This is a genomic window from Sphingobium sp. FG125 (genome assembly GCF_057809795.1).
This window is the reverse complement of record NZ_JBMDKQ010000001.1, coordinates 185995-197887: the sequence shown is the minus strand read 5'-3', so window position 1 is coordinate 197887 and position 11893 is coordinate 185995. Positions and strand designations below refer to the sequence as shown.

At 65.0% G+C, this 11893-nt stretch carries 9 protein-coding genes; all 9 read right to left on the bottom strand.

What is annotated here, in order from left to right; all coding sequences use genetic code 11:
- Positions 1 to 138: 138 nt before the first annotated feature.
- Positions 139 to 2034 carry an XrtA/PEP-CTERM system amidotransferase gene (locus tag ACODSR_RS01090; protein WP_489072905.1) on the bottom strand — a complete coding sequence of 632 codons (1896 nt, stop codon included), beginning with the start codon at positions 2032 to 2034 and terminating at the stop codon, positions 139 to 141.
- 10 nt (positions 2035 to 2044) lie between these two features.
- Entirely contained in the window at positions 2045 to 3580 is a 1536-nt protein-coding gene (xrtA, locus tag ACODSR_RS01085; RefSeq protein ID WP_489072903.1) for an exosortase A, read from the bottom strand.
- Complete coding sequence (locus ACODSR_RS01080) at positions 3577 to 4800, bottom strand: TIGR03087 family PEP-CTERM/XrtA system glycosyltransferase (protein WP_489072901.1); 1224 nt, start codon at positions 4798 to 4800, stop codon at positions 3577 to 3579. The genes xrtA and ACODSR_RS01080 overlap by 4 nt, the downstream gene beginning before the upstream one ends.
- Entirely contained in the window at positions 4797 to 5870 is a 1074-nt protein-coding gene (locus ACODSR_RS01075) for a FemAB family XrtA/PEP-CTERM system-associated protein (protein ID WP_489072899.1), read from the bottom strand. Before ACODSR_RS01075 ends, ACODSR_RS01080 begins: the two co-directional genes overlap by 4 nt.
- Before the next feature lie 67 nt (positions 5871 to 5937).
- Complete coding sequence (locus ACODSR_RS01070) at positions 5938 to 7008, bottom strand: FemAB family XrtA/PEP-CTERM system-associated protein (RefSeq protein WP_489072897.1); 1071 nt, start codon at positions 7006 to 7008, stop codon at positions 5938 to 5940.
- The gene (locus ACODSR_RS01065) at positions 7005 to 7853 is read right to left on the bottom strand and encodes an XrtA system polysaccharide deacetylase (RefSeq protein WP_489072895.1); all 849 of its coding nucleotides are present in this window, start codon (positions 7851 to 7853) and stop codon (positions 7005 to 7007) included. The genes ACODSR_RS01070 and ACODSR_RS01065 overlap by 4 nt, the downstream gene beginning before the upstream one ends.
- A gap of 44 nt (positions 7854 to 7897) precedes the next feature.
- Positions 7898 to 9349 (bottom strand): XrtA/PEP-CTERM system-associated ATPase, encoded by a 1452-nt coding sequence (locus ACODSR_RS01060; protein ID WP_489072893.1) that lies wholly within the window; start codon positions 9347 to 9349, stop codon positions 7898 to 7900.
- Positions 9350 to 9370: 21 nt separating this feature from the next.
- On the bottom strand, positions 9371 to 10972 hold the full coding sequence (locus ACODSR_RS01055; protein ID WP_489072891.1) for a hypothetical protein: 1602 nt from the start codon (positions 10970 to 10972) through the stop codon (positions 9371 to 9373).
- Positions 10969 to 11883, bottom strand: coding sequence for an AAA family ATPase (locus ACODSR_RS01050; protein ID WP_489072889.1), 915 nt, complete (start codon positions 11881 to 11883; stop codon positions 10969 to 10971). The genes ACODSR_RS01055 and ACODSR_RS01050 overlap by 4 nt, the downstream gene beginning before the upstream one ends.
- Positions 11884 to 11893 lie beyond the last annotated feature (10 nt).

The following is an 11893-nucleotide window of genomic DNA, read 5'->3' as shown; positions in this document are numbered from 1 at the left end:
GGCACCGGGCGCGGCCGGTTGCAAGGGGGGAGACTCGCCACTCCATCCGTTCGCTTCGAGCGAAGTCGAGAAGCCGATGGCGCATCGCAGGGTTTCTCGACTTCGCTCGAAACGAACGGCTGTGGGCGTATATTCGCGTTAAATCCCGAACAGCCGCTCCAGCGACTTGTCGAGCATCAGCAATTGCCACAGTAACCGTCCATGATCGGCCATGCCGGATTTATGATCCGCCGCGACCTTCGCCAGCATTTTGGTATCGAACCAGCCCGTCCGCGCCAGTGACGATCCGCCCGCGATCGCCGTCGCCTCGCCTGCCAGTGCGCCGCGGAACCAGGCGCTGATCGGGGTCACGAAGCCCATTTTCTGGCGGTAGAGTATGTCCTGCGGCAGATAGGGTTCCATCGCCGTTTTCAGCAGATATTTGCCGCTATTGCCCCGGATACGCTGGTTGACTGGCAGGCGCGCCGCAAATTCGACCAGCCGGTGGTCAAGCAATGGCTCGCGCGCTTCCAGGCTGACGGCCATGCTCATCCGGTCGGTCTTGGTGAGGATGTCGCCGGGCAGCCAGATGCGGATGTCGGCATATTGGGCGCGGTCGAGCGGATCGCGCGCGGGGGCGTCGGCCATCGCCTTGATATAGCGATCTTCGGCGCGATAGGCGCCCAGACGGCTTTTCATGTCCTGGCTGTAGAGACGATGGCGCAGCGCGTGCGGCGTCACCCCGACCGACGCGGCATAGGCGGCCCCGCCCTCTCCCGCCAGTTCGAGGAAGGTCGATTTGGCCCGCAGAGCGCGCGGTGCCCAGTCGGCCTTGGGATAATATTTGCCGAGCGTCCCGAACAAGGGCTGACGGAGAGAAGCCGGGATCAGGCCGCGCAGCCGTTCCCCCTGCATCTGGAAGCGGTGACGGCGATAGCCTGCGAACGCCTCGTCCGCGCCGTCGCCCGACAGTGCCACCGTTACCTGTTCGCGCGCCAGTTCGCACACGCGGAAGGTCGGCAGGGCGGAGGCGTCGGCAAAGGGTTCGTCGAAATGGAAGGCGAGCCGGTCGATCAGGCCATAATCATCGGGGGAGACGATGCGGGTGCGGTGGTCGGTCGCAAAGCGGCGGGCGATGCGGTCGGCAAAGGCGGTTTCGTCGAGCGAGGCGACGTCGAAGCCGATGGTGCAGGTTTTGACCGCCTGTGACGAGGCTTCGGCCATCAGCGCGACCACGCTGCTGCTGTCCACCCCGCCCGACAGGAACGCGCCGAGCGGCACGTCCGCCACCATGCGGGACCGGACCGCCTGCCGCATCAGCGCGACCAGTTCTTCTTCCAGTTCCTGCGGCTTCGCCTTCGTCCGATCGGCAAAGCTGACGTCCCAATAGCGCTGCGGCTGCGGCAAGGGGCGACCGCGCACCAGCCGCAGCGTTTCGCCCGCGCCCAGTTTCCGCACGCCCGCAACCATGCAAGCGTCGTCGGGGACATAGCCATAGGCCATATAATCCTCGACCGCTGACAGGTCCGGCGCGCGGCGCAGCAGCGGATGGGCCAGCAACGACTTGAGTTCGGAACCGAAGATCAGGCTGCCGTCGGACAGCAGTGCATAGTAGAGCGGTTTGACCCCCAGCCGGTCGCGCACCAGCCAGAGCGACTGCGCCCGCGCGTCGAACAGGGCGAAGGCGAACATGCCGTTGAAGCGATGGACGCAATCCTCCCCCCATTGGCGATAGCCGTGGAGGATGACTTCGGTATCGCTATGGGTGCGGAAAATATGGCCCTTGGCCTCCAGTTCGGCGCGCACTTCGGCAAAATTATAGATTTCGCCGTTGAAGATGACCGCCAGACTTTCATCCTCGGTCAGCATCGGCTGCGCGCCGGCCTCCAGGTCGATGATCGACAGGCGCAGATGGCCAAGCCCTACGCCGGGCGCGGTCCAGATGCCGCTGCCGTCCGGCCCGCGATGTGGCATCGCGTCGAGCATGGCGCGCACCCGCGCGGGATCGACGGGCTTGGCCGTTTCGAGATGGAAGATGCCTGCTATGCCGCACATGGCAACCGCCCTAGCGCAAGCCCATGGCGCGGTCAGCCAAAAGCTGCACGTCGCCCAAATCAGTCAGGAAGGCGCTGATCGCGGCGTCGGCGGGCTGGCCTTCACCCTGCTGCGCCGACACGAGGATGGCAATGGCGCGCTGGTCCTGCCCCAGCAGGCGCGCCTTCATCGTTTCGATCTTGACCTTGGGCCTGCTGCCGGTGGGGGCGCCCTGCCCGACGATATAGAAACTCACGACATGGCGGACCACCGGGCCGGGCGCTGTAATCTGTTCACCGCGCGCGTTGGCGGGCGCGCGGGCGGGTGAGGACCAGACCCATTGGCTGTCGGGGTCTGCCGCGCCCTGACCAAAGCCGACCAGTTCGCGGCCTTCATCCTGCCGGGCATAGGCGACGATGGTGAGATCGACGAGTTGCCCTGCGCCGTTGCGATAATGGCCTGTGACGCGATGATCCGCGCCGTCGAAGCGGGGCTTCCAGGGGTAGATTCGCGCCGGGTCGGTGCGGGTCCAGCCCTTCACGACCGGCAGATCGATTCGTGAAGGCAAAGGATCGGCGCTCGCGGCAGTCGCTGTCAGCCAAAGCGGCGCGGCGACGATCAACGCGAGGGCGATCCCCCCCACCGTGCCGGTCGATGTCCGATGCCGGACCGCGCCCTGCAAATGCGAGGGATCGAACCAAGGATCGCCCGGCTTGCGATCGAAAAAGGGCCAGGCGGTGGCCATGACTACGACCATGATGATCGCGAAAAAGACCCAGCCATAGACGACATGGTCGAAGCCTACCGCGGCGTCCACGCTGGTCAGGTGCGCGACGAGGATGGTGGCGAAGGCGCGCACGCCATTGGCCAGCACCGACAGGCCGAGCGCGCCGGTCATGAACAGGATGCGGCGCGGCCAGGTGCGGAAGCAGACATTGCAGACCAGGACGCCATAGGCGGTCATGGCGATCAGGAATTTCGCGCCCGAACAGGCTTCGGCGACCTCGAAATAGCCGGTCGGGGTGGTGATGAATATGCCCTCCATATGGGCAGGCACGCCCGACAGGTCGAGGAAGATCATGGCCAGGCGCGCCGTCACCAGCTGGAGCGGCGGGACGATCTCCTCACCGAACGGGACCATGAAGAAGGCGTAGAAGAGCGGAAAGATCAGCGCCCGCGCCACCGCCGGTCCCAGCAGCGCAATGGTCGCGCCCTGTAGCATCACGACCAGCGCGCCATGGCGCACCATCGCCACGCCCGCTGCCGCGCCGACCAGCCAGGCGAGTGCGCCTAGCGCCAGCCAGATCAAGCCCGGCGTCCACGCAACCGGTTCCAACTGGCGCAGGCCGGGCAGTCGTTGCTGCACCAGCCAGGCGATCAGCGGCGGAATGAAGAGGCAATGGCCGAAGGTGGAGGCGTTCCACCAGATCGAGACCATCGACCAGACATCGGCATGGAACAGCGCCAATATGGCAAAGGCGACCACGCCCAGCGCGATCAGATGGCCGCGCCATCCGGTCAGATCAACCAGCGGCAACCGGCCAAGGGGAAGTGCGCGAACGGTCATGCGGCCTGCGACCCCGCTTCGCGCCCGAACAGCAGATCGGGCAATCCGGCCAGCGTCGCCGACCAGCGATAGCGCGCCTCCATCCGTTCGCGCGCAGCCACACCCAACCGGCCAGCGCGCGCGGGATCGGCCAGCAGGGCGATGACCTTGGCGGCTTCTTCCGCCGGATTGGCGGCGACCAGAAATTCGGTGACGTCCGCAGCGTCTATCCCTTCGGCAGCCTGCGGAGAGGCGACGACGGGCCGGGCCATCGCCATCGCCTCCAGAACCTTATTCTGGATACCGCGCGCGATCCGCAATGGCGCGACGACGACATCTGCCGCCGCCAGCCAACCGCGCACATCGGGGACACCGCCGGTTACGATCACGCCGGGCAGGTCGGCCAGCGCTTCAACAGGCTTGGTCGGATTACGGCCAACGATAGCGAAGCGGGCCTGCGGGTGGACGGTCTGGATGGCGGGCAAAGTCTGGCGCGCGAAACTTTCGACCGCCTCGACATTGGGGCGATAGTCCATCTGGCCGGTAAAAACGAGCAGCGGGCCGGTGCCATGGTCAACAGTGGGAAAGGCGGTGGCGGGATCGAAATAATCCAGCGCCACACCATTTTCCAGCGCGACGATACGGTCCGGTCCAAGGCCGCAGGCCTTGCGGAACAGTGCCGCTTCGGCTTCGCTGACGAAGGAGCAGGCATCGGCGCGCTGAGCGATGGCGCGCTCGAAATCGAGCAGCACCCGCCCTTCGCGCCGGTTGATCCAGGCCATCGGGCCGGAGCCTTCCGCGCCATAAGCGGCATATTTGGCCGAATCGAAATCGACGAAATCCATCAGGAAACGGACATTGGCGGCCAGTGTCGGCACGAAATGCGCCATCTGCGCCGAATAAGCGACGACCGCGCGGATGGGCCGCTGCGCCAATGTCTGCGCCACCCATTGATGCAGGCCGGGATGATCGAACAGCGACACCAGCAACGATTGACGCTTGGCGAGGCCGGTCAGCCCCGCCACGACCTTCGACCGGTCGCGGCGAAGCAGGCATTGGCTGGCCGCGACCTGCGCCAGTTCGGCGGCATAGCCCATGTCGCGATCATCATCGCCAAAGCAGCCGACATGGACCGGCGCGATTTGCGCGAGGCGCTTGAGCAAATGGTAGGAACGGATCTTGTCGCCGCGATCGGGCGGGAACGGGATGCGATGACACAGAAACAATATGTCGCCGGTCATCCCAGCCCCCGCGCAATATGCGGGCCGATCCAGGTCGCGATCGATTCGGGCAGCTTCTTCCACAATTCCACCTTGCGCCGATATTGCGGCGAGAGCGGATTGACGTCGCGCGTCTCCTTGCCGGGCGCGGTGCGCAGATAATAGCCGAGCGGTTCGCCTTCAAAGCCCCAGGTCCTTTTCCAGGCGGCAGGGCCGGTGCCGACCTTCGACCGGCCAAAGTCGAAGGTCGTCAAGCCACGCTCACGCGACTGGCGCATCAGCAGGAAATAAAGGACTTCGTTGGAACGCATCGGCCGCGCCCCTTCCGCCGCGCCGTGCCAGTATGGCATACAGGCACCCCGATGATAGAAGCTGATGACGGCCGACAGTGGCTTGCCGTCCTTCGACACCACAGCAATGTCCGCGTCCTCGCCCAGCCGGTCGAGCATGGCGTCGAACAGCGCGCGGGGAAAAACCGGTGTCCCCAGATTATGAACGCTGTGGGCGTACAGCCGGTAATGAATGTCACGCAGCCGTTTGTCGCGGCCACATTCAAAGGTCAGATCATTGCCCAGCCCTTTGCGGATTTCGGCGCGATGGCGCTTGGGCACCGCTTTGAGTTCCGCCTCGTCATCGGCGGCCAGCGGTCGGGAGAAGCCCAGATAGGCGTCGGCTTTCTCCTGCCACACCGTGCCATCGGGCGCCTCCCCGCCGCGCAGTTCCAGCGTCGAACAGCCCAGTTTTTCAGCCAGCGTCCAGGCGGCATCGGTGAGCGCAGGGCCAGCCTTGCGATGGGTTGTCAGCAGGCCACCATCGACGGCAAAACCGCTGCCGACCAACGCCCGGCCAAACAGGGCGGACCGGATATAGGTGAGCGGCAGCAGCCCGATAATCTCTCCATCCGCCATCCGCGCGACCAGCATCTTGGCTTTCTGGCCCGTTCCCGCCTCCACGCCCATGATCCAGGCGGGGCGGTGGAAGGGCGTCGAATCGGGATGCGCGCAGACCCAGGCGTCCAGTTCAGCGACGCAGGCGGCGTCGGTCAGACGCGCCTCCTCGACGATGACGGCCAGTCCGCTAATCATATTCATGGACGTCATTCCTGTTACCACCCTGCCGCCCGATCTACACGCTGGGGCTGAACATTTCGTATCCGTTTCAACCAAGACCGCGTGAAATGAACGGGCCGATGAGATTGGCGATCGGCAGCGGCAATTTTTTCCACAGCGCGATGCGGCGCTGATAGCGGGCGCTGCCGGGATCGACGTCGCGCTGCGCGCCGTCCGCCGACCAGCCATGATAGACCAGAGGCCGGGGTTCGAAGCCGAAGCTATTTTTCCACGCCGCCTGCCCGCTGCCGACCTTGGACCGGCCAAAGTCGAAATGGGTCATGCCGCGCGCGCGGCCATGGGCCATCAGGCGATAATACATCAGTTCATTGGACCGCAGCCGCCGCGCGTCGGCCAGACCGCCACCCCAATAGGGCATGACCCGACCATTGTGATAGAGCGTCAGGACGGCGGAAACTGGCCGCTCATCCTCCCGGATGATCAATATATCGGCATCTTCGCCGAAATGGTCCAGCACCGCGCGGAACAGGCGCGGCGAGAAAACCGGGGTGCCAAGATTGCGAACGCTGGTGGCGTAGATATGGAAATGGTCGTGCAGATGGCGTGCCTCGCGACCGATATCCACGTTTAGCGCTGGATTGGCGAGCGCCTTGCGCAGTTCGGCGCGATGCTTGCGCGGGACGGCCAGCAATTCCGCCTCGTCATCGGCGGCCAGCGAACGGACGAAACCGACATGCGCGCCTTCCAGTCTTTGCCAATGGTCGCCCGGCGCCGGGCCACCTCGCAATTCCAGCGACAGGCCACCGCGCTCACTCGCCAGAGTCTGGGCCGCCGCCGCCAGCACAGCAACGGCGCGGTGGTCGTCCGCCAATATCCCGCCATCGACGGCGAAGGCGGTGGACACCAGAGCCGCACCGAACAGGCGGCTGCGCACATGGTGCAAAGGCAGGATGCCGCTGATCCGCCCCGACGGCCCGACCGCCGCCAGCAGCAGCGCGCGATTGCCGGTGGCCTGTTCGATCGCGTTCAGCCAGGCGGGGCGATGGAAGGGCGATCCGTCGGCATGACCCAGCACAAAAGCATCGACCGCGCGCGCCTGCGCCGGATCGGCCAGGTCCATCATGGTGACGGCCATGCCTGCGCCGTTGCCCAGCATCATGGCGCGAGCGCCGCCTGCGCATCGGCCAGCGCATCCACCCGCGTCCAGGCAAAATCGCGGGTCAGGCGGCGCAGCTTGGCCGCCATGACCGACAGGTTGGTATAGTGGCGCACCCGCGACCGCAGCGGCGCGTCGGCGCGGCGCGGCTGGTCGGGGTCGATCTCCCATGGGTGGAAATAGATGATCGCGGGCCGCCCCGCCTGCGCATTGACCTGCCGGATCGCCCAGCGCGAAAAGCCATAGGGCAAGAGGCGAAAGAAGCCCCCGCCCCCGGCCGCCAGCGTGCGCTTGCCCAGCTTTGCAGTCGTTACGGGCAGTTCGACCAGATCGGACCCCGGCACCGGTTTCCACGCAAAGCGCGGCGAATCGGGCCAGCCATAATGATCGTGCCGGATCGGCGCGACGCTGGAGGAATAGCGATAGCCCTCCTCTGCCAATATGGGATGCGCCCATGGCGTGCGCGGGTCGATGGAGAAGCTGGGCGCACGATAGCCGGTAACGGCCTGCCCGCTGGCATCCTCCAGGATCGCGCGTGATTTGCGCAGGTCGGCGCGAAACTGCTCCGGCGTGAAGGTGAACACGCGGGCATGATCATAGCCATGGCTGGCGACCTCATGGCCCGCCTCGACGATGCGGCGCATCAGCGCGGGATAGCGTTCCGCGACCCAGCCCAGCGTGAAGAAGGTGCCGGTTACGCCCGCTTGCGCGAACAGGTCCAGCACCGCGTCGGTATTGCCCTCGACACGGTGGGTCAGGCCGTCCCAGTCGGCGCGCCGGATCGTGCGCTCAAATGCGCCGACCTGAAACCAGTCCTCGACATCGACGGACAGGGCGTTCTGTATCATGTTGCGCACCTTGGTCGGGCCGCCCGCCGGGGGCAAGTCCTGTGTCAGGCGGCAGCGCTGTCGCGCGGCGCGGCCATTCGTTCTTCCCGCTCGACCCAGTCGACCAGCAGCGTCAGCACCCGGCGCAGCGCCGTGTCCTGTTCCTCCGCGCGGAACTCCAGCGATTGCAGCCGTTCCTCGATCAGGGTGAAGCAGTCCTTGAGCGCTTCGGGATCGACCGTCGGCGCAGGGGCGAAAGGCACATGGGCCTGCACCGCCCGCAGCGAGGAGATTTCCGCCCGCAGCCCTTCAATCTCCGCCAGCATGTCGTGGCGCAGCGCTTCGACCTGTGCCGCGTCGATCGTGGCGACGGGTTGCGGCATGGCCTGTTCCGGCTGATGTTGTTCGACAGCCACCGGCTCTTCCACCGCTGGCTCGTCCTCGGCGGCCCAGATCTCAGCCGGTTCCTCCACAGCGTCGAACGCCGTATAAAAGGGTTCGTCCATTTCGATGTCCGGCGATAGCTCAACCGTCGGCGCATCATCGATCACTGGCGCGGCAAAGGGGGCAGCGAAAGGCGCTGGTGCTGCCTCTTCTGCCTCTTCCTGCTCGGCGACAGCTTCTACCTCGGCTTCCGCCACAGCTGCTTCCTCAGCCTCTTCGACCGTGTCGAGCAGCGACGGCGCAACAGGTTCGGGGGCGACATCGACATCAAGCCCCATGTCGGCGACGACAGCCTGCACCACATCTGCGTCTATCTCGCGCAACTGGTCGATCGCGCCCATCAGCAGCACGCGGCTGACCAGCGCGTTCAGACGGCGCGGCACGCCACCGGTCGCGGCATAGAGCGCGGCGAAGGCGGCAGGCGTGAAGGTCGGGTTGCCGACCCAGCCCGCCACGGTCAGGCGATGGATGATATAAGGCTCGACTTCCTTGGCCATCATCGGTTCGAGATGGTGGGTGGCGATGACGCGCTGGCGCAATTGCTCCAACTGCGGCGATTTGAGCAGGTCGCGAAATTCCGGCTGACCCAGCAGGAAAATCTGGAGCAGCGATTGCCCGCCCAGCTGAAAATTGGACAGCATCCGCAATTCCTCGATCGCGGACACGGGCAGGTTCTGCGCCTCGTCCACGATCAGCAGGGTACGCCGTCCGGCGCGCGCTTGGGCGTGAAGGAAGCCTTCGATTTTTTGCAGCGTCGCGGCCTTGGGCAGGCCATCGGTCGTCAGGCCAAAGCTCTGCGCGGCGAGGCGCAGCATGTCGTCGCCCTCCACCTGGGTCGATACGATCTTCACCGCCGTCAGCCGCACCGGGTCGATCGTCTGCATCAAATGGCCAACAAGGGTCGTCTTCCCCGCACCAATGTCGCCGGTGATGACGATGAAGCCTTCGCCCTGCGCCAGACCATAGCCCAGATAGGACAATGCCTTGCGATGGGTCGCGCTTTCAAAATAATAATGCGGGTCCGGCGTCAGCTGGAACGGGCGGCCCTGCAATCCATAATATTGATCGTACATCTAAATTCTCCAACCGACCCGTTAGAAGCTGTAGCGCAGGCCGACCTGGCCCATCGCGTTGATCACCGTGTCGATGTCATCAGCCTGCACGCCATCCACACCGACCGATGCCGATGCCGACAGGCGACGGGTCAGACTTTTGTAATAGCTGGTGAACGCGCCATAATTGAGAACGTCGGGGCGACCGCCGCTGGCGTCGAAATAATTGACGTAGGCGACCGTATCGATGCTGTCGCGATCGTTGAACATATAGGTCATCGACGCATTGCCGTACCAGTTCTCGTCCTTCGACCCGCGCACAAGGACGCTCTGCCCCTGCGGCGTGATGAACTTGCGCTGCGAATAGCCGGCACCTACGCCCCAGCCCCATTGACCGCGCCGCAGCGAATATTGGGTCGAAACGCCGCGATAGCGGAAATTGGCGTCGGTGATGCCTGCCAGCGCATCGTTGAAGCACTGTCCCCCGCCGGTGGTGGAGAAGGCGCAGCCGGTAATGTCCCCGGTGAAGGGGTTGCGCGCCACATCAAAGCTGTTGCCCGAAAGCGCGGCGGCGTTGGCCGTGATCAGGCGGCCGAAACTGTCGATACCGTCGAACACTATGACGGCAAAGCTGCTGTTTGCGCCCTGCCATGTGAAGCGGCCCTGATAGGTCATACCGCCATAACGCTGGCCGACCTGTGCCTGAAGCGAGGTACGGCGGCTGGGCCGCCACAATACGCCCGCGTCCCAGATGATGTCGTCAAATTCATAGATCAGCGCGCGGGGTGAGCTTTTGTCGGTGACATAGCGACCGTTGCTGATGACCGGCACGCCCGCCGGGTCCAGCAGAGGCGAACGCTGGCTGATCTCGATCTGCTCATAGCCGATGCCGCCGATCAGCGCGACCGTGCGCGATACCGGCAGCGTGGCATCGACCCGACCCCATTTATCCTCGAACCGCTGGTCGAGCTGGCTTGCATCCTCGCGGTCATAGCCCGCGCTGGCGATCAGGCCGACCGGGAGCAATGTGCCGGGGGCAAAGCCGACCGATCCGGTCAGGTTATGCGTCCAGCTATCTGCGAAAGAGCCGCTGACGGGCGCGTTGGAGAAGTTGGAATCAAGGTCATCCTCGACCCGCGCATAGCCCAGCCGATAGGAGCCGTTGACGGTGATGTCGCCAATCTGCGTCGTGTAGGCCGGGCCGATATAACCAGCATAGACCTGGCTGGTGTAGCTGTCATTGAGCGTCGATGCGCCCGACAAGCCATCGGTCCGCACCCGCGACGCCATGCCGCCGGTGTGGAGCGACAGACCACGCGCAACATTGACGGTTGCGCTGGCGATACCGCTCAGCACATCCTGATCGGGCACCTGTTTGCTCCAACTGAAGCTGTGATTATATTGCAGGTCGATCACCGCCTCGACCCGGCGGGTCTGGACTTCGGCTGTTACTCCGGCAGTCACATTGGTGTAGGTCAGCACGTCGCCATCGCCCTTGAGCGGACCCATCACCACCTGATCCACGCCGATATAGGGCGTGACATTGACGCGCCGATTCGCGCTGGTCGTCTGGGCGAATGCTGGCGCACTCGCTGCGGCCAGCGCGGCGAGCGAAGCGCCGCAGATCCACTGACGGACGGTCATGACGCACTATTCCCCTTGGCATAATAGCTGCCGAAACGACGACCGCCGCCATGGAAGCGGACGGCATTGAGCAGAAGCTGGACCTGCGCCCCGCCCTTGAGCATTCCGGCAGCGTCGCGCAGCGCGCTTTCCGATGTGCTGTCGGCACGCACGACCAGCAGCGCGATCGCCACATGGCTGGCCAGCACGGCGGCGGGCGATGCCGCCAGCAAGGGCGGCGAATCGAAGATGATGATGCGTTCAGGCCGCCCCTCGGTCAGCCGCGCGAGCAATTGTTCGGTGCGGGCGGATGAGAGATATTCGGTGTCCGCATTGCTGCGCTGCCCGGCGGGTAGGACCGACAGCGACGGCAGGTCGGTACGGATGACGATATCCTCGATCGCAATCGTCGGATCGGCCAGCGCGTCCATCAGACCGGGACCACCCGCCAGCCCCAAAGTTTCAGGTATGCCGGGCTTGCCGAAATCGGCGTCGACCAGCAGGATTTCGCGATCCTTTTCCGCCGCCAGGCTGAGCGCCAGATTGATCGCGCAAAAAGTCTTGCCCTCGCCGCTATGGGCCGAGCAGATCAGGATGCGATTGCCGCGCTCCTGCCCCTGTAGCTGGGCGAGCAGGTCGCGCTTCAACAGTCGAAACTCCTCGCTCATCGCGGTGACGGCGCCGTCGGGGCGCAGAAAACCGGCCTCCTCCAGCTTGATGCGGTCGATCGGCTGGACCGGGCCGGTCCAGGGCAAAGCGCGAAAGGCCGACGGTGAAGCCGACACAGGGTCAGCCGCAACCGGCGCGGGTGGCAGGTCGGCGGGGATATCGACGGCGGGGGCTGCACGACCACGCAGGGCCGCGGAGAAATCATAGATTTCCGTCGCCCGCTCGATCAGCGATCCGCCCTTGATGGAGCTATGCTGGTTCATATTCCCTGGC